This window comes from Agrobacterium rosae (assembly GCF_002915175.1).
Lineage (GTDB): Bacteria > Pseudomonadota > Alphaproteobacteria > Rhizobiales > Rhizobiaceae > Agrobacterium > Agrobacterium rosae.
The window spans coordinates 291,270-316,136 of sequence record NZ_NXEJ01000006.1; the positions used below are offsets into that span (position 1 = coordinate 291,270).

General features: G+C 57.9%; 27 protein-coding genes. 18 read left to right on the forward strand and 9 right to left on the reverse strand.

Going from position 1 to position 24,867, the window contains the following annotated elements; translation table 11 throughout:
* Window positions 1-44: 44 nt before the first annotated feature.
* A complete protein-coding gene (locus CPJ18_RS12540; protein ID WP_167397890.1) occupies window positions 45-1,511 on the forward strand; it encodes a sensor domain-containing protein in 1,467 nt (488 codons plus the stop codon).
* 14 nt (window positions 1,512-1,525) lie between these two features.
* Here CPJ18_RS12540 and CPJ18_RS12545 read toward each other — a convergent pair whose 3' ends face one another.
* Window positions 1,526-2,065, reverse strand: coding sequence for a MarR family winged helix-turn-helix transcriptional regulator (locus CPJ18_RS12545; RefSeq protein WP_103658653.1), 540 nt, complete (start codon window positions 2,063-2,065; stop codon window positions 1,526-1,528).
* Window positions 2,066-2,175: 110 nt separating this feature from the next.
* Here CPJ18_RS12545 and CPJ18_RS12550 point away from each other — a divergent pair, with 110 nt between their 5' ends.
* The 6 genes from CPJ18_RS12550 to CPJ18_RS12580 all read left to right on the forward strand — a co-directional run bounded on the left by CPJ18_RS12550 (window position 2,176) and on the right by CPJ18_RS12580 (window position 9,551).
* Window positions 2,176-3,702, forward strand: coding sequence for an MDR family MFS transporter (locus CPJ18_RS12550; protein WP_167397891.1), 1,527 nt, complete (start codon window positions 2,176-2,178; stop codon window positions 3,700-3,702).
* An 85-nt stretch (window positions 3,703-3,787) separates the two neighbouring features.
* The gene (locus CPJ18_RS12555) at window positions 3,788-4,798 is read left to right on the forward strand and encodes a ligase-associated DNA damage response exonuclease (protein WP_103658655.1); all 1,011 of its coding nucleotides are present in this window, start codon (window positions 3,788-3,790) and stop codon (window positions 4,796-4,798) included.
* Window positions 4,799-4,979: 181 nt separating this feature from the next.
* On the forward strand, window positions 4,980-6,605 hold the full coding sequence (locus CPJ18_RS12565; RefSeq protein WP_103658659.1) for a cisplatin damage response ATP-dependent DNA ligase: 1,626 nt from the start codon (window positions 4,980-4,982) through the stop codon (window positions 6,603-6,605).
* Window positions 6,606-6,698: 93 nt separating this feature from the next.
* Window positions 6,699-7,640 carry an alpha/beta hydrolase family protein gene (locus CPJ18_RS12570; protein ID WP_103658661.1) on the forward strand — a complete coding sequence of 314 codons (942 nt, stop codon included), beginning with the start codon at window positions 6,699-6,701 and terminating at the stop codon, window positions 7,638-7,640.
* An 88-nt stretch (window positions 7,641-7,728) separates the two neighbouring features.
* Window positions 7,729-8,622 (forward strand): L,D-transpeptidase, encoded by an 894-nt coding sequence (locus CPJ18_RS12575; protein ID WP_103658663.1) that lies wholly within the window; start codon window positions 7,729-7,731, stop codon window positions 8,620-8,622.
* A 191-nt stretch (window positions 8,623-8,813) separates the two neighbouring features.
* Entirely contained in the window at window positions 8,814-9,551 is a 738-nt protein-coding gene (locus CPJ18_RS12580) for a L,D-transpeptidase (protein WP_083716366.1), read from the forward strand.
* A 151-nt stretch (window positions 9,552-9,702) separates the two neighbouring features.
* Here the strand turns inward: CPJ18_RS12580 and CPJ18_RS12585 are convergent, their stop codons facing one another.
* Together CPJ18_RS12585 and CPJ18_RS12590 are read right to left on the reverse strand one after the other, a co-directional pair.
* The gene (locus tag CPJ18_RS12585; RefSeq protein ID WP_245445398.1) at window positions 9,703-10,761 is read right to left on the reverse strand and encodes a DUF7256 domain-containing protein; all 1,059 of its coding nucleotides are present in this window, start codon (window positions 10,759-10,761) and stop codon (window positions 9,703-9,705) included.
* Between the two features lie 30 nt (window positions 10,762-10,791).
* Window positions 10,792-11,238 (reverse strand): MarR family winged helix-turn-helix transcriptional regulator, encoded by a 447-nt coding sequence (locus tag CPJ18_RS12590; RefSeq protein ID WP_103658666.1) that lies wholly within the window; start codon window positions 11,236-11,238, stop codon window positions 10,792-10,794.
* A 197-nt stretch (window positions 11,239-11,435) separates the two neighbouring features.
* On the opposite strand from CPJ18_RS12590, the gene CPJ18_RS12600 reads away from it, so the two are divergent.
* The 3 genes from CPJ18_RS12600 (at window position 11,436) to CPJ18_RS12610 (ending at window position 13,071) form a co-directional block, all read left to right on the forward strand.
* Window positions 11,436-11,858, forward strand: a complete 423-nt coding sequence (locus tag CPJ18_RS12600) for an organic hydroperoxide resistance protein (RefSeq protein WP_077103742.1) — start codon at window positions 11,436-11,438, stop codon at window positions 11,856-11,858.
* 105 nt (window positions 11,859-11,963) lie between these two features.
* A complete protein-coding gene (locus CPJ18_RS12605; RefSeq protein WP_103659106.1) occupies window positions 11,964-12,347 on the forward strand; it encodes an MbcA/ParS/Xre antitoxin family protein in 384 nt (127 codons plus the stop codon).
* Window positions 12,307-13,071 carry an RES family NAD+ phosphorylase gene (locus tag CPJ18_RS12610; protein ID WP_103658670.1) on the forward strand — a complete coding sequence of 255 codons (765 nt, stop codon included), beginning with the start codon at window positions 12,307-12,309 and terminating at the stop codon, window positions 13,069-13,071. The genes CPJ18_RS12605 and CPJ18_RS12610 overlap by 41 nt, the downstream gene beginning before the upstream one ends.
* A 168-nt stretch (window positions 13,072-13,239) precedes the next feature.
* On the opposite strand, the gene CPJ18_RS12620 is transcribed toward CPJ18_RS12610, so the two are convergent.
* Window positions 13,240-13,686 (reverse strand): MarR family winged helix-turn-helix transcriptional regulator, encoded by a 447-nt coding sequence (locus CPJ18_RS12620; protein ID WP_103658672.1) that lies wholly within the window; start codon window positions 13,684-13,686, stop codon window positions 13,240-13,242.
* A gap of 138 nt (window positions 13,687-13,824) precedes the next feature.
* Here CPJ18_RS12620 and CPJ18_RS12625 point away from each other — a divergent pair, with 138 nt between their 5' ends.
* Genes CPJ18_RS12625 through CPJ18_RS12635 form a run of 3 tightly spaced genes read left to right on the forward strand, consistent with a single transcriptional unit; the run spans window position 13,825 to window position 15,860 of the window.
* Window positions 13,825-14,553: a DUF899 domain-containing protein gene (locus CPJ18_RS12625; protein ID WP_103658674.1), complete on the forward strand. Its 729-nt coding sequence runs from the start codon at window positions 13,825-13,827 to the stop codon at window positions 14,551-14,553.
* 22 nt (window positions 14,554-14,575) lie between these two features.
* The gene (locus tag CPJ18_RS12630; protein WP_103658676.1) at window positions 14,576-15,064 is read left to right on the forward strand and encodes a DUF1579 domain-containing protein; all 489 of its coding nucleotides are present in this window, start codon (window positions 14,576-14,578) and stop codon (window positions 15,062-15,064) included.
* Between the two features lie 13 nt (window positions 15,065-15,077).
* Complete coding sequence (locus tag CPJ18_RS12635; protein WP_103658678.1) at window positions 15,078-15,860, forward strand: VOC family protein; 783 nt, start codon at window positions 15,078-15,080, stop codon at window positions 15,858-15,860.
* A gap of 16 nt (window positions 15,861-15,876) precedes the next feature.
* Here CPJ18_RS12635 and CPJ18_RS12640 read toward each other — a convergent pair whose 3' ends face one another.
* Window positions 15,877-16,773, reverse strand: a complete 897-nt coding sequence (locus CPJ18_RS12640) for a LysR family transcriptional regulator (protein ID WP_103658680.1) — start codon at window positions 16,771-16,773, stop codon at window positions 15,877-15,879.
* Between the two features lie 121 nt (window positions 16,774-16,894).
* On the opposite strand from CPJ18_RS12640, the gene CPJ18_RS12645 reads away from it, so the two are divergent.
* Window positions 16,895-17,617, forward strand: coding sequence for an SDR family oxidoreductase (locus tag CPJ18_RS12645; protein WP_103658682.1), 723 nt, complete (start codon window positions 16,895-16,897; stop codon window positions 17,615-17,617).
* A 12-nt stretch (window positions 17,618-17,629) separates the two neighbouring features.
* Window positions 17,630-17,983: an Atu4866 domain-containing protein gene (locus CPJ18_RS12650; RefSeq protein ID WP_103658684.1), complete on the forward strand. Its 354-nt coding sequence runs from the start codon at window positions 17,630-17,632 to the stop codon at window positions 17,981-17,983.
* An 82-nt stretch (window positions 17,984-18,065) separates the two neighbouring features.
* On the opposite strand, the gene CPJ18_RS12655 is transcribed toward CPJ18_RS12650, so the two are convergent.
* On the reverse strand, window positions 18,066-19,631 hold the full coding sequence (locus CPJ18_RS12655) for a helicase HerA-like C-terminal domain-containing protein (protein ID WP_103658686.1): 1,566 nt from the start codon (window positions 19,629-19,631) through the stop codon (window positions 18,066-18,068).
* 214 nt (window positions 19,632-19,845) lie between these two features.
* On the opposite strand from CPJ18_RS12655, the gene CPJ18_RS12660 reads away from it, so the two are divergent.
* Entirely contained in the window at window positions 19,846-20,238 is a 393-nt protein-coding gene (locus tag CPJ18_RS12660) for a DUF937 domain-containing protein (protein ID WP_077119099.1), read from the forward strand.
* 7 nt (window positions 20,239-20,245) lie between these two features.
* Here CPJ18_RS12660 and CPJ18_RS12665 read toward each other — a convergent pair whose 3' ends face one another.
* Window positions 20,246-20,674 (reverse strand): winged helix-turn-helix transcriptional regulator, encoded by a 429-nt coding sequence (locus CPJ18_RS12665; protein WP_103658688.1) that lies wholly within the window; start codon window positions 20,672-20,674, stop codon window positions 20,246-20,248.
* Between the two features lie 103 nt (window positions 20,675-20,777).
* On the opposite strand from CPJ18_RS12665, the gene CPJ18_RS12670 reads away from it, so the two are divergent.
* The gene (locus CPJ18_RS12670; protein ID WP_103658690.1) at window positions 20,778-21,536 is read left to right on the forward strand and encodes an SDR family oxidoreductase; all 759 of its coding nucleotides are present in this window, start codon (window positions 20,778-20,780) and stop codon (window positions 21,534-21,536) included.
* A 199-nt stretch (window positions 21,537-21,735) separates the two neighbouring features.
* On the opposite strand, the gene CPJ18_RS12675 is transcribed toward CPJ18_RS12670, so the two are convergent.
* Window positions 21,736-22,563, reverse strand: a complete 828-nt coding sequence (locus CPJ18_RS12675) for an aldo/keto reductase (protein WP_103659107.1) — start codon at window positions 22,561-22,563, stop codon at window positions 21,736-21,738.
* Window positions 22,564-22,646: 83 nt separating this feature from the next.
* Window positions 22,647-23,828, reverse strand: a complete 1,182-nt coding sequence (locus CPJ18_RS12680; RefSeq protein ID WP_103658692.1) for an MFS transporter — start codon at window positions 23,826-23,828, stop codon at window positions 22,647-22,649.
* Window positions 23,829-23,962: 134 nt separating this feature from the next.
* Between CPJ18_RS12680 and CPJ18_RS12685 the strand changes: the two genes are divergently transcribed.
* Window positions 23,963-24,856: a LysR family transcriptional regulator gene (locus tag CPJ18_RS12685; RefSeq protein ID WP_103658694.1), complete on the forward strand. Its 894-nt coding sequence runs from the start codon at window positions 23,963-23,965 to the stop codon at window positions 24,854-24,856.
* The last annotated feature ends 11 nt before the right edge of the window (window positions 24,857-24,867 follow it).

The window sequence follows — 24,867 nt, forward strand, 5'->3', positions numbered from 1 at the left end:
AATGGACAAATGGGGAGAGTAGCGTTGGTAGGGGGCGTGGCACGATGCGTGAAGAAAATGGCGCTCGTTCGTTGAGCACACAAGCATTGGCAATGGATCTGCTCAAGACCGGCCTTTCCGACTCCAGACTGTCTTATCTTCTCGACAACATACCGGAGATGGTTTTTTTCAAAGATCTCGACGGCCGCTACAGCTACATGAACGCGGCTGCACTTGCATGCCTGGGCCACGAGGTCAGTTTCATTAAAGGCCGTCAACTGACGATTTTCGACATGGCCCCGCCAGATGTCGCGCGCCGGATCGATGAGATGGACCGACGCATCATGGCGACAGGCGAGGGATTGTACGAGGCCGAGGAGCGTATCTCCAGGGATGGCCACGTTCGTTGGTATTCGGGAACCCGCATCCCGATCCGTAATGACGAGGGCGAGATTATCGGTCTTGCCGGGGTTTCCCGCGATATAACCGCCGCCAAATGGCAGGAATCCCTGCGCCGCAGCCACGCGGCGCTTCTGGAAATGATCGTCCATGGGCAACCCTTGCCAACGATACTGGAAGCCATCGTCAATACGGTGGAAAACCTCTTGGACAATATCAACGGCTCGATTTTGCTGGTGGAGCAAAACCGGCTGCGCAATGGCGCTGCGCCATCTCTTCCGGAAAGCTACACATCGCTGATCGAAGGTGTAGAAATCGGCCCAGCGGTCGGCTCCTGCGGCACGGCAGCATGGCGGCGCGAAGCCGTTTATGTGAGCGATACGTTTCAGGACCCATTGTGGAAGGACTTCGTCGAGGTCGCCATGCGGCATGGCCTTCGCTCTTGCTGGTCCACACCCATCATGGGGCAGGGCGGCGCGCTGCTCGGTACATTCGGCCTCTATTCCGGGACTGTGCGGGAGCCCACGGAGATCGAAAAAGAAATCATCGATATGGCGACCAATATCGCCGGTATTGCGATTGACCGCCGCCGCGCCGAGGAACGGGTGCACTTCATGGCGCATCACGATCCGCTGACGGGGCTTTCCAACAGAAACCTGTTCTGGACACAGTTCCGACGCGCCATTCACGAGGCAAAGCGCGAAGACAGGCTGGTGGCGATCACCTATATCGATCTCGATAACTTCAAGCAGATCAATGACGTCCACGGACATGCCGTTGGCGATGAGGTTCTGCGCAGTCTGGCGGAGCGCATCAGCAGTTGCATTCGCGCCTCCGACATTGCCGTCCGGCTGGGCGGAGACGAATTCGCCATCATATTCAGCAATCCCAGACACGATGAGCCGGGGATATTGCGGCGACTGGAAAGCATTCGTGAGCGCACAGCCGAGCCGATTGCGCTGGAAAATGGTTCTGTCAGGGTAACCTGCTCGTCAGGCACGGCCTTTTACCCCAGCGATGGTGAAACGCCGGAAGCGCTGTTGGCAAAAGCCGATGCGGCCATGTACGAAGCCAAGAAGAATGGTCGCAACACCGTCCGCGTCTTCGAGCAATCCTTCGGTGCCGGTATCTGATTAAGCAGGTCGCTCTAGCGGCCCGTATCTGCTTTTGCCGCAGTCTGAAAAGCAACGGCATCCGGCGCAAGGCGCTTTTCGAAACGCCCGATGAACCTGTCGAACAATCTCGCAAATTCCGCGATGTCCTCGCTTGGCCAATCGCTGACCACCTCGCGAATGATGCTGATTTTGGCGCTGCGCATCTCTTCCAGAATGCTGTGGCCCAGCGGCGTGATATTGATAACGCTCCGTCGCCCGTCCTCCTGGGACGCCTCTCTTTTAAGAAGTTCGCGACCGACCATTTCCGCCACCACGCGGCTTCCGCGAGACGGGTCGAGACGCATGGCTTCGGCAATTGCTCCGACGGTTGCAACGCCGCCCGCGCGGTTGACGATATCCAGCACATCGATATGCGATAGCTCCAGCCCGGGTGCCAGCTTGGCAATCGCCATACGGCCAATCACGCGACGCCCGATCATCAGCCGCATGCGCGTCATGGTGTGGCTGATGTTTAGGACCTCGTCGCGGTCGACTGTGTCAGCATCTTCCGAAAACGATGTCGGCGCATTCATTCCTGCAATTCCCCCGATATTTCATGTGACGCTACCACAGACATAAAAATATGTCATTGACACATATGTGCGAAAGGCACATAAATTTCTCATCAAGTGTGAGATCTCCTATGAATATGTCCGTTACGCCCGTGGTGCCGCTGGTTCCAGATCGCCGCCGCAGGCTTGTCGTGTTTTCCTTTCTGATGCTGGCGATGTTCATGGCCACGCTCGACAACCAGATCGTATCGACGGCGCTGCCGACGATCGTCGGTGAGTTCGGCGCGCTGGAACGCTTTGGCTGGATCGGCTCCGCCTATCTCCTCGCCACCAGCGCCGTCATGCCGGTTTATGGCAAGCTGGGTGATCTGTTCGGCCGCAAATATGTGATGATGGCCGCCATCGTCATTTTCACTCTCGGGTCGCTGGCCTGCGGATTGGCGTGGTCGATGGATTCGCTGATTGCAGCGCGCGTGCTGCAAGGCTTTGGCGGCGGCGGTATCATGGTGTCGATCTTCTCCGTCAATGCCGATCTGTTCGAAGCGCGGGAGAGGGCGCGGTACCAGAGCTATTCCAGCCTCGTCATCATGGCATCGGGCAGCGTCGGTCCGCTCCTTGGCGGTACGATGAGCGATGTGTTCGGATGGCGCTCGATATTCCTGATCAACCTGCCCATCGGCATCGTGGTCCTCACCGGCCTTGCGTTCATGTTGCCTTATCGTCGTCCGGAGCGTCAGCCGAAGATCGATTATCTCGGCGCGTTGTTGCTGGCGCTGACAATTTCCAGCGTCGTCCTTTGGGCTGACAGCTCGCAACTCTTTGGCTCCATCTTCGCGTGGAAAAGCCTGTGCATCGTCGCCTTTGCCGCCATCACCGCATATTTGTGGGTGCAGGTGGAACGCCGCGCGCTCGAACCGGTCGTACCCTTGCGGTTGTTCAAGGACAGCACATTCCCGCTGTTCATGATTATCTCGCTGGTCAGCGGCGGGCTTGGCATCGGTATGGTCAATTATTATGCTCTGTTTCTGCAAACGACGACCGGCCTTTCGCCATCGTCTGCCGGGCTTTTCTTCATCGCCATCACCGGCGGGATCGTCATGGGGTCGCTGTCGGCAGGGCGCATGATCTCGAAAACCGGCAACTACAAACCCTTTTCCGTGGCGAGCCTGAGCATTGGTGTGGTTGCCATGCTGCTGTTTTCACAAATGCATGCCGGAACGCCGCTCTACATCATTGGTGCCATCATGTTCGTTCAGGGGCTGGGTGTCGGTCTGGGTCAGCAGGCCCCTATTATCGGCGTACAGAACTCGGCACCGAAATCCGATATCGGTGCAGCCAGCGGCGCGGTAACGCTGACCCGCATGGGTGGAGCCGCGATTGCGATTTCCGTTTATGGCGCGATAGTAGCGTCCAGCCTCAAGGGCCTCGCGGTGGATATTCCAGGCGTCGGCAAGATCGAGGAACTGACGCCGAAAATGCTGGCGGAGTTGCCGGCAGCTTCACAAACAGCCGTTGCCAACCTATACGCTGGCGCTTTCACCCCGCTGTTTTATGCGGCGGCTGCAACAGCGGCTATTGGTCTGGTGGCCGCACTGGCATTGAAAAATGTCCGGCTTCCCGCAACGGTCACGGAAAAGCCCGTCGCCGCGGTGGAGTAAGGACAAGCGCTGAAAACATTGTGGTGTGCGGAACGTGTTGCTGCGGCGCGCGTTTCTTCGTTCAACGCCGTAAATGATAGCGCATATGAAGCCAGAGAAATTACTCAATCCCACGCCGAAAGGGCTCTATTGCCCTGTCGGTGATTTCTATGTGGACCCTGTGCGCCCCGTGCCACGGGCGCTGATCACCCACGGCCACTCCGACCACGCCCGCGCGGGCCATGAAAAGGTGCTGGCCACCCGCCAGACCCTGGATATCATGCGCATCCGCTACGGTGAGGATTTCACCGGCAGCGAACAGGCAATCGGCTTCGGCGAAACAGTCGAGGTCAATGGTGTGACCGTCGGCTTTCATCCCGCCGGTCACGTTCTGGGTTCGGCGCAGATTTCCATCGAACATGACGGCACGCGCATCGTCGCATCGGGCGATTACAAACGCGGCATAGACCCGACCTGTGCGCCATTCGAGCCGGTGCCATGTGATGTCTTCATCACCGAAGCCACCTTCGGATTGCCAGTGTTTCATCACCCAAAGCCGGCCCGAGAGATCGCCAAGCTTCTGACCTCGATAAAACAGTTCCCGGAGCGTACCCATCTGGTCGGTGCCTATTCGCTTGGCAAAGCGCAGCGGGTGCTGCGTTTGCTGCGTGACAATGGATATTCCGATCCGGTCTATATTCACGGGGCGCTGGCGAAACTGTGCGACTATTATATCTCGCAAGGCATCGACCTTGGCGATCTGCGTCCGGCCACGCTGGAAAAGAGCAATCCCGCCCAATTCAAGGGTGCCATCGTCGTCGGCCCGCCATCGGCCTTTCAGGAAAAATGGGCCCGCCGTTTCAATGAACCGCTGATCTCGTTTGCATCCGGTTGGATGATGGTGCGGCAGCGCGCCAAGCAGGGTGGGGTGGAATTGCCGCTCGTCATCTCTGACCATTGCGACTGGCCCGAATTGCTGGAAACCATAAAAGAAGTCGCACCGTCTCAGGTGTGGGTGACCCATGGGCGCGAGGAGGCACTCGTGCGCTGGTGCGAATTGCAGGGCATTCCGGCCCGGCCGCTGCATTTGGTGGGCTATGAGGATGAGGGGGATTGATGGTGGCATTCGTTTCCCACGGCAAGACCCCTCCCCAACCCCTCCCCACAAGGGGGAGGGGCTTAACCCGGCTGCGCCCTCTACAGCGAGTTGAAATTCAGTTTTCTCGGCACGGTTTCTCCCCCCTTGTGGGGGAGATGGCCGGCAGGCCAGAGGGGGTCTTTCTCCACGAGGCTCTCCCATGAAATCCTTCGCAACCCTCCTAGACCGCCTCGTCCTGACCCCATCCCGCAACGGTAAACTCAAGCTGCTGACGGATTACTTCCGCGACACGCCCGACCCCGACCGGGGCTACGGTCTTGCCGCTATTGCTGGCACGCTGGACCTCAAAAGCGTCAAGCCTGCCATGCTGCGCGAGCTGGTCATGGAACGCATGGACGAGGTGCTGTTTCGGTATTCCTACGACTATGTCGGCGATCTCGCAGAAACCATCGCGCTGGTTTGGGATACGAGCCAGAATGCCGACGTGGCGCAGGCGGATGATCCCGGCCTTGGCGAAGTCGTTGGGCTGATGAACTCGCTGGGCCGAACAGAGGTCCGTTCCGCCGTGCGCGATCTTCTGGACAGGCTGGAGACGTCGTCGCGGTTCGCATTCCTCAAGCTCGTCACCGGTGGCTTGCGCATCGGTGTGTCTGCGCGGCTTGCGCGTCAGGCGCTGGCGGATTTCGGGGGCAGGGACATCACGGAAATCGAAACGCTGTGGCATGGCCTGACACCGCCTTATGAGCCGCTTTTCGCATGGCTGGAAGGCAAGGAAGAGCGCCCCGTTCTGGCCACGCCCGCCATTTTCCACTCCGTCATGCTATCCACGCCTGTCGGCGACAATGATCTGCAAAATCTCGATCCGCAGGATTTCGTTGCCGAATGGAAGTGGGATGGTATCCGTGTGCAGCTGTCCCGCTCCGGCGAGACCCGTAAGCTCTATTCCCGCTCCGGCGACGATATCTCGGGCGCGTTTCCGGATGTGCTGGAACGCATCAATTTCGAAGGCGTCATGGATGGTGAATTGCTAATTGGCGGCACGGCCCGCTCCAACATTGCGACCCGTACCTTTTCCGATCTCCAGCAGCGCCTGAACCGCAAGACAGTGACAGGCCGTATGCTCGAGGAATATCCGGCCTTCATCCGCGCTTATGACCTGTTGTTCGAGAGCGAAGAAGACATTCGTGCACAGACCTTTCTGAAGCGACGCGAAAAGCTTGAGCATCTCATCGACAACGCCCCGCATGACCGGTTCGATCTGTCGCCGCTGGTGCCGTTTGCCAGCTGGGATGAGCTGGAAACCTTGCGAAAAGCACCGCCAGATCCCGTCATCGAAGGCGTGATGATCAAGCGCAAGGACAGCATCTACCAGGCAGGGCGTGCCAAAGGTCCTTGGTTCAAGTGGAAGCGTGATCCCTTCAACATCGATGCCGTGATGATGTATGCGCAGCGCGGGCACGGCAAACGGTCCAGCTATTATTCGGATTTCACCTTCGGCGTCTGGTCGGAAAATGAGGATGGCGAGCAACTGGTGCCAGTCGGAAAAGCCTATTTCGGCTTTACCGATGCGGAATTGGAAGTGCTGGACAAGTTCGTGCGCGACAATACGGTCGAGCGCTTCGGGCCTGTCCGTGCCGTGCGCGCCACGCCGGATTTCGGCTTCGTGCTGGAGGTGGCATTCGAGGGCATCAATCGCTCCAATCGCCACAAATCCGGGGTGGCCATGCGGTTTCCCCGTATTGCGAGACTAAGGGCTGATAAATTACCGTCTGAAGCGGATCGGTTGGTCACACTTATGGCGATGATCGATGAGAAGGCTGGATAAATTGTCGCCAGTTTTCTCGAAACAGTGAGTGGACAATCGAATGGGTCAATGGTGAAATTGAAATGTGCGCAACGTTGTTCTTGGTGATCGCATATGCAAGATGATTCCTCCTCGCAAACAGTTTTTCGCAATGGCCTCACGCGCCGCCACTTGATGGTGGCGGCCGCCGGGCTTTCCGCTTTGGCACTCGTCCCCACGCGGACAAGCGCCAGCTTGAGCATGCCAAGCAGCCTTCCGCTTGAGGAGCTTGATTACGCCGCTGCGCGCAGGCGGTTTCGCACCCATCTGCTGCGCAAGATTTCCGCGCCGGAAAAATCCGCGCCGCTCGGCACGCCTGTGGACGGAACGCGGGTGACATATTCCGGCGGACCGAACGGATCCATCGAACTGGTGGCATGGCTCTCCAACTATACGCCGTCTAAGAAACTGAAGCCCGCCGTGCTATTTCTGCATGGTGGTAACGCCACGGGCGATGGCCACTGGGCTTTGATGAAGCCCTATTGGGAAGCGGGCTTCGTCGTTCTGCTGCCGTCTTTCCGCGGCGAAAACGGCCAGAAGGGCAATTATTCAGGGTTCTACGACGAGACTTCGGATGCCCTGGCCGCGGCGTCCTATCTCGAAGGCCTGCCTGGAATAGACCCGGATCGCGTCTTCCTGGCCGGTCATTCCAACGGCGGGACTTTGTCATTGCTGGCGTCCATGACGCGAAAATTCCGTGCAGCCGTACCGATTTCCGCCGGGGTCAATTCATGGCGTTACTTCAATCGCTATACGGATGAGGTCTGCTTTGATGACAGCAATCCGCAGGAATTCGTCATGCGTTCGTCGGTCTGCTTCGGGCCGAGCCTGAAATGCCCGACATTATTGTTGCGCGGCACGGAAGAGCGTCCCTTTGATGCCGACCACAAACTTTTGATGGAGCGGGTTCAATCGGCGGGAATGCGGATCGACAACATGCTGTTGCCAGGCAATCATAATGGTGTGGTGCCGGGCGCGGTGGTCGAAAGCATTCGTTTCTTCAACCAGTTTGCCTGATAGCATCCAGAACTGACCATTCCTCCAGCTTCGCGCCAGCCGGGTAGGTCATTGTTGCCGCAACGATCACTCCCTGTGAAGCGGTTCAATGACAGTTCTATCCTTGAAACACTGCCGTCGCCTTTTGTCCTTTGCGGTGCTTTCCCTCATGCCGATTTTGGGCGGTTGCCTTTTCGTGACGGATACGAGCCGCATGAATCCTGACGTGTTCGTGCAGGAAACGGCACCTGTCTTCAATTACAACAATGTCGGCTCCATTCCGCGCCCGCCACTTCCGCCAACCCCGGGTTCGATCAACAGTCGTCCGCCTGATCTTTTCCGCTCGCAGTTCCAGCAGCTTTACGGCCCGCCATCGACGGCCCAGCCGACAGGGTCTGGCCTGTCGCCCGCTTACAGCAACCGGACCGTTGGCTACGGCCTGCCGGTATCCAACCCACTGCACCGCGCCATGTACGACCAGATCAGCGATGAAGGTCATACGCTGCCCGCCATTCCCTATTCCCGTGTCGATCCGCGCTTTCTGCGCCAGGACGTAGACTACCAGACCGCCGAAGCGCCAGGCACGATCGTGGTCGATACGAAGCAGCATTTCCTCTATCTCGTTCAACCGGGTGGAAAAGCCGTGCGTTACGGCGTCGGTCTCGGGCGAGATGGTTATGCATGGGCCGGTCGCGGCAAGATACAATGGAAGGCGAAGTGGCCGCGCTGGACGCCGCCGGACGAGATGGTGCAGCGACAACCGGAACTGGCGTCGATATCGGCTGCCAATGGTGGCATGATCCCCGGTCTCAACAATCCGCTCGGTGCCCGGGCGCTTTATATTTTCAAGGACGGCAAGGACACGCTTTACCGCGTTCACGGCACGCCGGACTGGCAGTCGGTGGGCAAGGCGACATCATCCGGCTGCGTGCGCATGCTCAATCAGGATGTGGTCGATCTCTACGACCGAGTGCCGCAGGGCGCGCCGATTGTGGTTATTTGATCACGCGCGAAAAGAATGCTTGGCGAATGGGCCTATGTTGCAGACGCGCAACTGGCCTTTAGGTATGTATTAACCACTATACCAATACGTGATCTGTCGTGGAACAAACGACGTACAGCGAGATTGATGGATGGTTCTGCAAACCCGCGTAACATCCGCCCCAGTCGCTTCGATGTGAGAAAAACGGCCTTATGATGAGCACCGACACAGACTTTTCCAGACGTACCTTCCTTTCCCTTCTTGGCCTTTCCTCTGCATCGCTTCTGGCGGGCTGCGCCTCATCAGGCGTCAGACCCTTCAACAGCGTTGAACCGGGCAGCCTGGCCAGTAACTTTGCGGGCGATTTCCGCTCGATGTTCGCTGGCGGCATTTCCGATGCAGAGCTTGCCGTCATGTATGGCACCGTCGAGGATGGCGGCTACGTCATCCCCGCCATTCCCTACCAGAAAATCGATCGCCGCTATTATCGCCAGCGCGTCGTTGATCCGACCGGCGAGCCAGCAGGCACCATCGTTGTCGATACGCGCTCGCGTTTCCTCTACGTGGTGGAGCAGGGCGGTTCCGCCATGCGTTACGGCGTCGGCATCGGCCGTGAAGGCTTCGCATGGTCGGGCGAGGGCGTGATCCAGTGGCGTCAGAAGTGGCCGAAGTGGACACCACCAGACGAAATGGTTGCCCGCCAGCCGGAACTGGTCAAGTTCTCCTCCAAGAATGGCGGCATGCCACCAGGCCTGAAAAACCCACTCGGTGCCCGCGCGCTCTACATCTTCCAGAACGGCAAGGACACGCTTTACCGCCTGCACGGTTCGCCAGAATGGAACTCCATCGGCAAGGCCGTGTCTTCCGGCTGCGTCCGCCTGATGAACCAGGACATCATCGACCTCTACGACCGCGTGCCGAACAAGGCGCGGGTTGTGGTTTGGCAGTAAAAACAAGCTGTATCCGTAATCCTCGGCCTTGTGCCGAGGATTTGATCATGCGTCGAAGAGCTGAGTGCTTGGGATCGGGTGATGCCTCATTGTCCAAAAAGACGAGAACATTTTAAGTCATCACGCACACATTATTCGTAGCGATGTCTGGTCAATTCACCTGCACGCCACGCTCCTCCAGCGTATCGAGAATCTCGTTTGTTGCATTTTTCGTCTTGAAGTGACCCACTTTTTTTAGTGATGGCATATCGAGCAATGCGCTCAGATTGTCGGAAGGAACATTGATGCTTATCCACTCGAGTTTTTGCAGTGGAACCAGTGTACGAAGGTCGAAACGATCGATCATTGAAATCACCGAAATGCCTCTCAGATTAACGCAGTGATGAATATCTGATGTATCGTGGATGTCGAAGGCACCTTCTTCTCCACCCCAAAAATACCATGCATACGGATAGATTTCCTCGCCTCCGTCAAATTGTACCCAATCGACCGCCGCAAGCTGTTCCTCGCTTAGAGGGTATCGAACAAGATAATTCAGTGCTTGCGGAATCAATTCGTAACCATCCTGCTCCAAATCTACAGGTCGTCCAAGAACATGGGTGGCAAGTTGTTCTGGCGTTCCGATATCAAGCATTTTGAACCTTAAAAGTGCCGACATCACAGCAAGCTTGAGGTTCGGATCTGAGAACGGCGCACCCGGAACAGTATTTGCATCACGATATGGTGGTGCGCTTGGCTCAGCATATTTGGCTTCGGGATTGGAGATGGTGATCTCTGAAACAGCGTCATAGCTTATGCGCGTAGTCAGCAACCCCTCTGCTAAATGCATCGTCCCCAAGCGAGTTTGCTTACGCGCCTTGCTTTCCTCGCCAATCTGCAATTCTGGCACAGCCTTGCGAAGATCGGCGAGGTCCATCCCCATCGGAATGCCTGCGATGGTTTCCCTGAAGCGCGAGTCGAAGTCAATTTTTCCGATCAGTCCATTGCGATCAATACGAACAACGACGCCAACGGTGTTTTGTAGAACATCGACTACGCCACCCTTATGCGGGGCAGGCGCGCGCCATTTCGGTCCCATGGCTTTCTCGACCGCCGCCACCGGCATTCGTGGCCGCAGCGCTGCCAGAGCCTTCACATCGACCTCTTGATTTGATGCCGCCATGCCTTTGCCTCGCATCCTTAGAGATATCGCCAGCAATACCACTGTCATCAGGAAGTGTCTCTTGAGCATAGGCACCCCTCACTCTTTCACCAAATTCTCCCTCAGGGCATTTAGCCGATCCCGCAACTGTCCAAGCTCCTCCAGACTGCACCCCGTCGCCTCGCCAATCGAGCGCATGACGTTGGCGGCTTTTTTCTTCATGTCGGCACCTTCCGGTGTCAGCGCGATCAGCACTTGACGCTCATCCACCGTGCCGCGTTTGCGGGTAATCATGCCCGCCTGTTCCAACCGTTTCAGAAGCGGGGAAAGGGTGCCGGAGTCGAGGCCGAGCATTTCGCCCAACACTTTCACGGTTGCCGTTTCCTTTTCCCATAGCGCCATCAAAACGAGATATTGTGGATAGGTCAGGCCCAGTGGGTCGAGCAGAGGTTTATAGGCGCGGTTAAAGGCATGCGCTGCGCCGTAGAGCGCAAAACATATTTGCAGGTCGAGCCTCAAAAGGCCTTCCATCGTTCCGTCATCCATTGTGTGGGCTCCAAATATGCGGCTGGAGAGGGAACAATTTATCCCGTCACTCGGTTCCTGCCACATGCAAAAGGCAACGCAATCTTCCAAATTGTTATGTCAGAGATCGAAAAATATCTCAATGTGCAAAATTATATTGCGCACAATTCAATTGTGAGCTATATGAAACTCAACATCAACCGAAGGAAGTGAATGACATGGCTATTCTCTACACCACCCAGGCAAGCGCAACCGGCGGCCGTGCAGGCAACGCCAAGTCCGCAGACGGTGTTCTCGACGTCAAGCTGACCGTTCCAAAGGAACTGGGCGGCGATGGCGCAACGGGCACCAACCCTGAGCAGCTGTTTGCAGCTGGCTACTCTGCCTGCTTCCTCGGCGCGTTGAAGAACGTCGCTGGCAAGGAAAAGGTAAAAATCCCTGAAGACACGACTGTGACAGCAAGCGTTGGCGTTGGCCCGCGTGAAGATGGCGGCGGTTTCGGCATCGACGTATCGCTGAAGGTCAACATCCCCGGCCTCGACAAGGCAACAGCTGAAGACCTGGTCAAGAAGGCGCATATCGTTTGCCCTTACTCCCACGCACTGCGCACCTCCACTGAGGTTCCTGTTTCTGTCGAGTAATCTCGTCCCCCATGATTTTCGACACAGCAAGGGCTGGCACATTGCCAGCCCTTCTTGCTTTCAGAAATAAATCAGCTACATTCTTTCTATGGAAAGGATATGCACATGAATATCCAGATCAAACCCGTCGCTGATTCCGCTGAACAGGGCAGGGTCGTTACCAAGGCGGTTGTCTCAGCCGCAGAGCGTCTCGGCCTGAATGCGGCGCGCATCGCCGATATTCTCGGGGTTTCGGCACCCACTGTTTCGCGCATGAAAAAGCTCGATTTCATTCTCGAGCCCGGCAGCAAAGCCTTCGAACTTTCCGTTTTGTTGATCCGCGTCTTTCGCTCGCTCGATGCTATCGTCGGCGGCGATGAAGCGGTGGCGCGCGCATGGCTGCGCAATCACAACGATGCGCTGGCTGATGTGCCTGCCGAAAAACTCACAACGATAACTGGATTGCTCGATGTCCTTGCCTATCTGGACGCCAGACGCGCTCCAATCTGAAAAGCGTGACATATCAGGTCCTTGGTGGCGGCTTGTGGAAGCGCAACATCAGGTTTCCACCATGAAGCTCGTCGATACTGTGAATGAGCAATCGCTGCTGGAGGATATTCTGGAAGGCAGCAAGCGGCGGTTCCCGCCGGAATGCGCTGACCTGGATTATCTGCTGGCGACACCGTTTCGCTATGATTCAGCCTATCCGCACGGCTCACGCTTTCGCCGGGCAGGATGGACCAAGGGCGTTTATTATGCCGCCGCAAACGTTGAAACGGCGCTGGCCGAAATGGCGTTTTACCGCCTGCTGTTCTACGCGGAATCCCCCGCCACGCCGCTGCCCGCCAATGCGGCGGAGTACACCGCCTTCTCCGCCGAGATCGGCACATCCTCCGCACTCGATCTGACCAAGCCACGCCTTTCGGATGACAAGGCCATCTGGACGCATCCAACCGATTATGATCCCTGTCAGACGCTGGCAGAGACGGCGCGGGCGGCGGATATCGAAGCGATCCTCTACCAGTCCGTCCGCGATCCCGATGGCGGTCTGAACATCGCGCTTCTGACGCCGTTGGCCTTTGCCAAAAAACAGCCGGTAGAGCGGGTCAGCTGGCGCATTCGGCTGGCGAAGACCGGCATACAGGCGCTGTGCGAATTTCCCATGCGGCGTATTGGTTTTGCGGTGGAAGATTTTGCGGGCGACCCGCGCATTGCCGGGTTGTTAAGGGGGTAGGACCACCCACCACCTCCCTCATTCCTGTGCTTGTCACAGGAATCCAGCCGACGCGCGTCTGCGCGGCGGAGAGAGTCCTCCCAGCCCAAGGACTTGGGCTGACTAGATTCCTGTGACAAGCACAGGAATGAGGGTGGTGGGTGATTGGTTGGCTGGTGGGGAGGGTGCCTACCCCAAATCCACAAGATCCCGCCGCAGCCGGTCCGCATCGCCGCTTTCGATTTGGGCCTCAACCTCGCCATGCGTCCGGGTCCAGATGGGAACGGCGGAAGCGAGCACGGCCATACCTTCTGCCGTCAATTTCAGCCGCTTGCCGCGCTTGTCTTTCGGGTCGGGTTCTATGGAGAGCAGGCCGCGCTTTTGCAATGGTTTCAACGCCGCCGTCAGCGTCGTGCGGTCCATGGCCAACAGGTTCGCCACTGGCCCCATCGGCGGTGGCTCGGGTCGGTTGAGGGACATCAGCAGGGAAAATTGCCCATTCGTCAGCCCCACCGGCTTCAACGCCATGTCGAAACGGCGGGCCAAGGCGCGTGCGGCGCGCTGCGCGTGCAGGCAGAGGCACGTATCGCGTACCAGAAGCGTGGTTGAAAAGGGAATCACCGCTGCGTTTGACATAGGGGCAATATGTTGATATCAACGTAAATAGTCAAGCACATTTGTTTTCGTCGCCCGGCAGCATTTTACACGCCAATCAAGCCAAAGCCACGTGACGAGCATTATTCTTGCAGATGATAGATCGAGGAGGATCGGATCATGCCGCATGCTGTCGTTTCCAGAGAGGAGTGGCTGGAGGCCCGCAAGGCGCTTCTGGTAAAGGAAAAGGAACTGACCCGCGCCCGTGACAGGCTGAACGAAGCGCGCCGCGCTCTGCCTTGGGAACCGGTGACGAAAGAGTATATCTTCGGCACGCCGTCCGGCCCCAAATCGCTGGGCGAGTTGTTCGGCAATCGCAGCCAGCTCATCGTCTACCACTTCATGCTGGCACCGGATTGGGAAGAAGGCTGCGTCGGTTGCTCCTTCTTCGCCGACCATGTCGATGGCGCAATGGCACATTTGAAAGCAGGCGATGCCGCCTTCGTTGCGGCATCCCGCGCGCCGCTGGACAAGATCGAGGCATACAAGGCGCGCATGGGCTGGAAATTCCCCTGGGTTTCCGCTGATGGCAGTGATTTCAACTATGATTATCAGGCCTCGTTTCGCGATGAAGACGTCGCGTCCGGCACCATCCATTACAATTACACAGATATGCCCGCCATGGGCGATCTGAAGGATCTGCACGGCACCAGCGTTTTTGCGAAAGGCGAGGATGGCCAGATTTACCACACCTATTCCACCTATGCCCGTGGTGCAGAACAGACGCTGACGACGCTGATGCTGCTCGATCTGGTGCCGAAGGGCCGCAACGAGGAGGGCACCATGAACTGGGTGCGCCGCCACGATCAATATGAGAATGCCCCGAAACCCGCCAGCTGCTGCCATTAACGCCACGAGGAGGAAGCCAGAGATGGAAAGCGCAAAGCCGCAAAAAGAACACGCATTTCTCGAGCGCCTTGTCGGCGAATGGGTGATGATTTCAAGCTCCGGTTATGAAGGATACGATCCTGACGATGCCGAGCAGCGTTTCACCGAAAGCATCAAATCCGTCGGCGGTCTGTGGATTGTCAGCGATGGCAGGGGAAAGATGCCGGACGGGACGCCGATGGCGGCGATCATCACGCTCGGTTTCGACCCTGCAAAGGGCCATTATGTCGGTTCATGGATCGGCTCCATGATGACGACGCTGTGGGTCTACAAAGGCTGGCTGGAGCCGGACGGCAAGACGCTGGTGCTGGAGGCGCAGGGTCCGAAGTTCGATGGCAGCGGCGAAATCGTTACCTATCATGATGTTCTTACATTGCACGATGATAATAGCCGCACTTTCTCCGGCAGCGTGTTGCAACCGGACGGAAGCTTCAAGCAGTTCATGTCCTCGGAATTCCGTCGCAAGCAATAATGGGAGTAAAGCAATGTCAGATACACATGGGAAATTCATCTGGGCCGAACTGATGACGCCCGACAAGGATGCGGCAGGCCGCTTTTACAGCCACGTCGTTGGCTGGGAGTTGAAGGACTTCGGTTCGCCGGAGATGGGTTATAAAATATTCGAGGCCAATGGTGTGGGGGTCGGCGGCATGATGGAGCTGACGGATCAGCATAAAGGCGAGGGCATTCCGCCGAACTGGACACGCTATGTGGCGGTGGATGATGTGGACGCCTCGGCCAAGCTGTTCGAGGAAAAAGGCGGAAAAATCATGCGCCCGCCGCAGGACATCCCTGGAGTCGGCCGCTTTGGTGTCGTGACAGACCCTTACGGTGCGGTGTTGTGCATCATGAAGCCCCTGCCGATGGATAGTAGCAGCGGCTTTCCGGAAGATACCCACACACTCAACGGCCATGTCGGCTGGAACGAGCTTTTCACCGATGACGTGGACAGCGCCATGGCGTTTTACGGCGATGTCTTCAGCTGGACCAAGGACCACGATATGGACATGGGTGACATGGGTCCGTACCGCATATTCGCCTATAATGGCAAAGCCATTGGCGGCATCATGAAATGCCCGCCACAGGTACCCGTTTGCCACTGGGCCTATTATTTCAATGTCGATGGTCTGGACGACGCCGTTACCCGCGTCAGCACCGGCGGCGGCAAGGTTGTCAACGGCCCGATGGAAGTTCCCGGCGGTTCCTGGATCGTCAACTGCCAGGACCCGCACGGGGCTTATTTCTCGCTGGTTTCACCACGGAAATGAAGTGGAGGGGTGGGGATCACCCACCCCTCGGCAGCCGCACATGGTCGATGAAGGCGCGAAGCTTGGGTGCCAGATTGCGGCGGCTGGGGTAGTAGAGGTAGAAGCCTGCGAAGCTGTGGCAATAGTCTTCCAGCATCGGCACCAATTGCCCGCGCTCGATGTACGGGCGAAACGTTTCTTCCATTCCGAAGGTAATGCCGGCGCCAGCGCAGGCGAGCTTGATCATGAGCTGCATGTCGTTGGTGGTAAATTCCGGCTGCACCGTCACGGCATATTCACGGTCATTTTCTGCAAATTCCCAGCGGTATGGCGCAACGCCGGGGCGCGGACGCCAGCCAATGCAGCTGTGGCCAATAAGGTCTGCGGGGTGGGATGGCACGCCGTGGCGATCCCTATAGGTGGGCGAACAGACCGGAAGCTGGCGTTGCTCGATCGATACGGGGACGGCGATCATGTCTTGCGCAATCAACTCGCCCAGCCGCACGCCCGCATCATATTGCTCAGCCACGATATCGAATTCCTCATCGGTCACGATGATATCCAACTGAACATCCGGATAGGCCTCGGCAAAGCTGGCAAGCAGCGGGCCGGAGAGAAATCGTTCGGCAATCGACGACACAGCCAGTCGCAATTGCCCGCGCACGGCCCCGCCAAGTGATGAGGTGGTAAGCGCTGCCTGCGTGAGATTGGCGATGGATGGAGACACCTGAGCATAAAGGTGTTGCCCCGCTTCCGTCAGGCTGACACTGCGCGTCGTGCGCTGCACCAGCGCTATTCCCATTACCTCTTCCAGCTTGCGGATGGTCTGGCTGACAGCGGAACGGGTAACGCCCAGCCGGTCAGCGGCAGCGCGGAAATTACGCTCGTCGGCGACCATGCAGAAAATCGAGAGAGCATTGAGATCGATATGCATTGGTTAGATTTTCTATCCATTGACGTTAGCATTGAGGCAGTTATCACGACAATGCCACTGAACTATCTTGTTCGCAACAGCACCGCTCCAACAGGCGGGCTGGGAAACAAGGAGATAAATCATGACATTGAACAAAGTCGTTCTCATTACAGGTGCATCGAGCGGTATCGGCGAGGGCATCGCCCGCGAACTGGCCACTGCCGGCGCAAAACTCGTCATCGGCGCACGTCGTGTGGACCGTCTGGAAACGTTGGCGAATGAGCTTCGCCAGCTAGGCGCAGAGGTCGTTGCCCACCCCCTAGACGTGACGGACAGGGATAGCGTCGCAGCCTTTGCGGAAGCGGGACGCAAGGCGTTCGGTCCCATCGACGTCATCGTCAACAATGCCGGCATCATGCCGCTGTCGCTGATGTCATCGCTGAAAGTCGATGAATGGGACCGCATGATCGACGTCAACATCAAGGGTGTGCTTTACGGTGTTGCTGCCGTGTTGCCGGAAATGACCAGCCGCAAATCCGGCCAGATCATCAACATCGCCTCCATCGGTGCGCTGGCGGTATCGCCAACGGCAGCGGTCTATTGCGCCACGAAATTCGCGGTGCGTGCCATTTCCGATGGGCTGCGTCAGGAAAACAAGGATATCCGCGTGACTTGCATTCACCCAGGCGTGGTGGAAAGCGAGCTGGCCGGAACAATCACCGACCCCGCTGCTGCGGAGCTGATGAAGGGCTATCGCGCCATCGCGCTGAAACCCGCCGCCATTGGCCGCGCCGTGCGCTACGCCATCGAGCAGCCAGAGGATGTCAATGTCAACGAAATCGTCGTTCGCCCGACCGCTGCGTGAGGGGAGCAACCGATGAACATGGTCTCGACCTCGGTTGCCATCGCACTGGCAACCGCCGCCATTGATGGCATTTCACCCGCGGCCAACACCACCAGGGAGGTACAGATGACAAACCCGACATCCCAAAACCAAACTCACCCCTATCTCGGCATGTGGGTGACGGGCGATGGCCAAATCCGCCAAGAACTGCTGCCGAATGGACGATATGACGAAGCGCGTGGCAACCGAAAAAGCGCCTATCGGGGGCGCTATGAGGTCAACGGCGATCATATCGACTATTGGGACGATACTGGTTTTACCGCGGATGGGAAGTTCGTGGACGATGTGCTGTACCACGGCGGCATGATTTTCTATCGGGAGAAGTGACCTCTTCCCTCATTCCTGTGACGAGCACAGGAATGAGGGTGAGGGTAAGCACTGAAGTCTTTTTCTTGAAACGGTGCCTTTTTTACCGCCGCAAGCTTCCCAAAATACCCCGCACCAGTGCCCGCCCAACCGAACTCGCCACGGTCCGGGCGGCACTCTTCATCGCCGCCTCGATCACCGTTTCGCGCTGATAGCCGCCAGCCTTACGTTTCGTCCCGGTGGTGGAAGCCTGTGTCGGCTCTTCATCGCCAAAGCCCGGCAGTTTCCAGCGGCTTGCGGCGCTGTCGGCGGGCTGATTTTCCTGTTCTTCGGCCGCACGTTTGGCTGCTTCCGCATCGGCAGCTTTCTGCGCACGGGCCGCCAGCAGTTCGAAGGCCGATTCGCGGTCCAGGTCGACGTCGTAGACGCCCGCGACCGGGCTTGAAGCCATAATGCTTTTGCGTTCATCGTCGCTGACAGGGCCGACGCGGCCGGATGGTGGGCGAACCAGCGTCCGTTCCACGATAGAAGGTGCGCCCTTGTCGCCCAGTGTCGAAACCAGCGCTTCGCCGGTGCCGAGTGTGGTGATGGCGTCTGCCGTGCTGAAGGCGGGGTTCTGGCGGAATGTATCGGCAGCGGTTTTGACCGCCTTCTGTTCACGCGGCGTATAGGCGCGCAACGCGTGTTGCACCCGGTTGCCCAGCTGGGCCAGCACGGTTTCCGGCACGTCGAGCGGGTTCTGTGTCACGAAATAAACGCCGACACCCTTGGAGCGGATGAGGCGGACAACCTGTTCCACGCGCTCCGTCAGCACTCTCGGCGCATCGTTGAACAGAAGGTGCGCTTCGTCGAAGAAGAAGACCAGCTTCGGCTTGGTCGGATCGCCCACTTCCGGCAGTTCCTCGAACAGTTCCGACAGCATCCACAGCAGGAAGGTGCCGTAAAGGCGCGGGTTCATCATCAGCTTGTCAGCCGCCAGAACCGAAATCGTGCCGCGGCCATCGCTGGTGGTGCGCATGATATCGGAGATTTTTAGCGCCGGTTCTCCGAAGAAATGTTCCGCACCCTGCTGTTCCAGCACCAGCAGCCCACGCTGAAGCGAGCCCACTGATGACTTGGAAATCAGGCCATATTGGTTGGAAAGTTCAGAGGCATGTTCACCCATATAGTTGAGCAGCGCCTGCAAATCCTTCAAATCCAGCAGCGGCAAGCCGTTCTGATCGGCAATCTTGAAGGCGATGTTGAGCACGCCCTCCTGCGCTTCCGATGCATCCATGAGGCGGGCCAGCAGCAAAGGCCCCATCTCGGCAATGGTGGCGCGAACGCGGTGGCCTTTTTCGCCGTAAAGATCCCAGAAAATGACCGGAAACTGCTCGAAGGTGAGGTCGGTAAAGCCGATCTGCTCGGCGCGCTTTGTGACCCAGTCCTTGGCCTCGCCCTTGGCCGCAATGCCGGACAAGTCGCCCTTCACGTCGGCGCAGAACACCGGCACGCCCGCCTTCGCAAAGCCTTCGGCCAGCACCTGGAGGGATACGGTCTTGCCCGTACCGGTCGCGCCGGTAATGAGGCCATGGCGGTTTCCGAATTTGAGATCGAGATATTCGCCCTTGTTCAGGCTGTCGTCGGCGTTGCGGCTCGTGCCGATGTAGAGCTTTCCGTCCTGCAGCATCTGGCGATTCCTCCGGTATAGCGGGCAGTGGCTGCCCTTTATCCAATCTTTGCAATATACTTATAGGAACTGTTGGAAGGCTCAACAACTGTTTGATAAAGCTGTCAAAGCTTGAGGTGCAAACTTGGCCGCGGCGTCATTTCCCACCTTGTATCCAAACTTCAGTTGTTTTACGTTGACGTTAACGTCACTTATTTGTTCGGAGGAAAAAATTATGAGCGATATCGTCACCCAGGTTGCCGACAAGGTTGGTATTGAACATGACAAGGCCGAGAAAGCTTTGGGCATGATGCTGGGTTTCCTGCAGCGCGAGGCGGATGATGCCCCGGTTGCGAAGATGATCGAATCCATTCCCGGCGGACCTGATCTGGTTGCCCGCTTCAACGGCGAAGGCCAGGGCGGCGGCGGTTTGCTCGGTGGCCTGATGAGCGCCATCGGTGGTGGCGGCATCATGGGTCTGGGTCAGCAGCTGATGAGCCAGGGCCTCGGCATGAGCGAAATTTCAGCGCTGGCCAAGGAAACCATCGCCATCGCTCGCCAGCACGCAGGCGACGAGACAGTGGATCAGGTCATCGCATCCGTTCCAGGCCTCAGCCAGTTCGCGTAATATGTGACTAGACTGCCGGGCGCGGAGGGTGTTCGCTGAACAGTTTCCGCGCCTTTTCTATATCCGCATGGTGGGTTTCGGCCCATATCCAAACGCCGCAGAAGGCGCTGCCGAGGCTTTTTCCAAGCGGTGTGAGACTGTAGTCCACATGCGGCGGAATGACGGGGTGGATGACGCGTTTCACCAACCCATCGCACTCCATCTGCCGCAGGGTTTTCGTCAGCATTTTCTGGCTGATGCCGCTGACGTGGTGGCCGATCTGCGTGAAACGCAGCGTGCCGTTTTCTTCCAGAACCTCCAGAATCAGCATCGTCCACTTGTCGGCGACCTTGGCGATAATGTCGCGCACCAGCGCCTCGATGACCGGATCGGTCTCTTCCGGTGGCGGCGACTTGCGCTTTTCTTCAATGACCTCATCGGCCAGATGCCTTTTCATGCAGACACTCTCCTTTGGGTGCGTATAAATATTTTGGGTGCCTACTACCCTTTGGAGAGCAATCTACCTAGATTTTATCCAGACAACAAGGAAGGGCATTCCCATGAACGTCACAGGCAACACAATCCTCATCACCGGCGGCGGCACCGGCATTGGCCGGGCGCTGGCAGAAGCGTTCCACGCACTTGGCAACAAGGTCATCATTTCCGGTCGCCGCGAGGCGGTCTTGAAGGACGTTACGGCGGCAAATCCAGGCATGGCATGGGCCACCATGGACGCGACGGATGCCGAGGGCATTCGTACCTTTGCCGATAAGCTCATCGCCGACCATCCAGACCTCAACGCCGTCATCAACAATGCCGGCATCATGAAGAACGAGGATATCAAGGCAGCACCTGATTATCTGGAGATCGCCGAAGAAACCATCACCACCAATCTTCTGGCCCCCATCCGTCTCACAGCAGCGCTACTGCCGCATTTTCTGACGAAACCAAAAGCCGCGGTGCTGACCGTCTCATCCGGCCTCGCCTTCGTTCCCATGGTGGCCACACCCACCTACAGCGCCACGAAATCCGCCATCCACGGATATTCCATGGCCATCCGCGAACAGCTCAAGGATACGTCTGTCGACGTCATCGAAATCATCCCGCCCTATGTGCAGACCACATTGCAGGGCGACCACCAGGCCACCGACGAACGCGCCATGCCGCTTGAGGCCTATATCTCTGAGGTTATGGACATCCTGACCAACCAGCCGGATGCAACCGAAGTGGTCGTGGAACGTTGCAAGCCGCTCCGTTTTGCCGCGCAGAACGGCAATTTCGATCAGGTGTTCGCGATGGTGAATGGGTTGCATTCTTGAAAGAGTGGGAGGGCGGCGGATAGGTCACCCCTTCAGGCCACCATCACCCCGGCCTTTGGCCGGGGTCCAGCCAACCCAAGTCCTTGGGTTGGGAGACTTTTTGACCTGACAGACGTCAGGTCGCGAGATTCCGGCTCAAGGCTGGAATGACGGAGAGTGTTCAGTCGTCATTGCAGTTAAGCCATCGACTAGCGCAAAACTACTTATCCCAATCCGGTGCAAGATGACCCGGGTTGACGATTCGGCCATCTGCCTTCGCCAGCGCAAAAATCGCCTGCATCTCATCATTGGATAGCTCGAAATCGAAGATATCGTAGTTTTCCTTCAACCGGCTTTCCGTTGCCGTCTTGGAAAGCGCGATAACATCGGGCTGCTGTACGGCCCAGCGCAGTGCGACCTGCGCGGCGGTCTTGCCGTGTTTTGCGCCGATGTCCTTCAACACCGCATCACCTGGCACCTTGCCATCTGCCATCAGGTAATAGGCGGTGATCGAAATGCCGTTCTTGCGGGCGGCTTCGATGACCTTGGTCTGGTCGAGATAGGGGTGGTATTCGATCTGGTTGTTGGCAATGGGTGCGTCGGAAAGTTTTACGGCCTCTTCCATCAAGGCGACGTTGAAGTTGGAAATGCCGATATTGCGGACCTTTCCGGCCTTATGAACTTCGTTCAGCGCGCCGATGCGCTCGGATAGCGGCACATCGCTCTTTGGCCAGTGCAGCAAAAGAAGATCGACATAGTCGGTCTTCAGCTTGGTCAGGCTCTCATCCACGGATTTAATGAAATCAGCGTGCTTGTACTGGTCCACCCAGACCTTTGTGGTGAGGAAGATATCGCCACGGGCAATCCCGGAATTGGCGATGACTTCGCCGACAGACGCCTCGTTTTTGTAGATCTGCGCCGTATCGACATGGCGGAAGCCGAGCTTCAGCGCTTGCGGTAAAATGCGGTGGACATCTGCGTCTGGCATGCGAAATGTACCGAAGCCGAGAGCCGGAATATTTGCGCCATTGGCGTTCACTGTGTGCATGGTATTCTCCATTGTGGGAGTTGGCCCCGCAAGGATGCGAGGCGGGAATGGTATAGGGATAAGTGTGTCGGTAGCTGTTTGGTTCAAGCCGCGTGGGCGAGATTCGTCTGACGGCGGTCGAGCGAGCCGCTCAGAATCGTCAGGCCCAGCGCGCCTGCGACCAGAATGGCACCCACCCACGGCGTTGCGCCAAGGCCGAGCGGCGAGGCGACAACTATGCCGCCGATCCAGGCACCAACGGCGATGCCGAGATTGAAGGCGGCGATGTTGAGGGCGGATGCGACATCCACCGCACCGGGGCGGAAACGCTTTGCCAGTTGCACCACATAAAGCTGCAAGCCAGGCACACTGGCAAAGGACAGAAAGCCGAGAGCGACCAGCGTGACCAGAGCAGCGGGCGCAGAGGGTGCGGTAAAGGTGAAGACAGCCAGCACCAAGGCCTGAAAGGCGAAGAGCCATGTCAGCGCCTTGACGGGGTCACGGTCGGCGATGCGACCGCCACCCAGATTGCCGGCGGCAATGGCCAGACCATAAAGCACCAGAACGAGGCTGACGGTGCTTTCTGCAAAGCCTGTGATGTCCTGCAGAATGGAGGCCAGGAAGGTGAAGGTCACGAAAGTGCCGCCGTAACCCAGCGCCGTCATGCCGAAGACGATCAAAAGGCGTCCTGACCCCAGAACCCGAACCTGATCCATGATGCTGGCAGCAGGTGCTTTTTTGAGGTTGCCAGGCAACAGGGCTGCAATACCGAGCAATGCGATGACGCCGAGTGCCGCAACGGCCCAGAATGTGGCGCGCCAGCCAAAGGTCTGACCGATCAGCGTTCCCAGCGGCACGCCGGTGACGATGGCAACCGTCAGCCCCATGAACATCATGGCAATGGCGGAGGCACGGCGGTTTTCGGGTACCAGATCGGCGGCGATGGTTGCGCCGACGGAAAAGAAGACGCCATGCGCAAAGGCCGAGATGACACGTGCCACCAGCAGCATTTCATAGCTTGGGCTCAGCGCTGCGGCCGTGTTGCCGATGATGAAAAGCGCCATGAGGCCGAGCAGAAGTGGTTTGCGGTTGATGCCGCCCGTCAGGGCCGTGATAACGGGTGCGCCGAAGGTGACGCCGAGCGCATAGACAGAAACGATGAGGCCTGCCAGCGGCAGTGTTATATGGAGATCATTCGCAACGGTGGGCAACAGCCCGACGATGACGAATTCCGTGGTGCCGATTGCGTAGGCCGCAATCGTCAAAGCAAAGAGAGCCAATGGCATGGTCGTGCCTTTTCTGCCCGGGGGGTGGGCGATGGAGCTGAACGATGTGTTGGCATCAGATATCGGTGCGAATGACTTGTTTGATAATCCGGATTAATCGATAATCATCTGTGAAATAAAATCACAGGTGGTCCATGGATAATCGCGCCGGCGAAATGGAAGTCTTTGCACTGGCTGCGGAGCTGAAGAGCTTTTCGGCGGCTGGCAGGCGGCTGAAAATGTCGCCGTCTGCCGTCAGCAAGCTGGTGTCCCGGGTGGAGGAGCGCTTGGGAACACGCCTGCTGGTTCGCTCCACGCGGACGCTGGAACTGACGCCAGAGGGCGATATCTATCTGCGACGCGCCCGCCGCATCCTGAAAGACATAGAGGAGACCGAAGAGCTTGTGGCGGGAGGGCGTGAAGAGGCGAGAGGCCTTTTGCGGGTCAACTCATCCGTCGGCTTTGGCGAGCGCTGCATTTTGCCGCTTGTGGGTGAGTTCACGCAGAAGCACCCGAAGGTGCGGCTCGACCTGACGCTGACGGATGGCGTGATCGACCTGATTGGCGAACGAACGGATATCGCCATCCGTGTCGGCCCCATGCGGGATTCGTCGCTGATGGCACGACGCCTGTTTTCCAGCAGCCGGGTCATCGTCGCGTCGCCGGACTATCTGGAAAAACACGGGCTACCGAAATCGCCTGACGATCTGGACCACCACAATTGTATCGGCTTCAATTTCCGCCGCAGCCTGGATGAATGGCCATTCCGCGATCCCGGCTCCGATGTGGTCTACACAAAGGCCGTGACCGGCAATATTCAGGTCTCCAGCGGCTCCATCAAACGGCAACTCTGCCTTCTAGGCGTCGGCATTGGCCGCATCGGTGCGTTTCACGTCTGGCCGGATATCGAGGCGGGAACGCTGGTTCCTGTTTTGGAAAACTACAATGGCGGCGATGTGGAGGTTGTTCATGCCGTCTATGCCGGGCACGAACATCTTGCCGCCCGCATCCGGGCGTTCATCGATTTTCTGGCAGAGCGGATCGATTGATCCACCCCGCC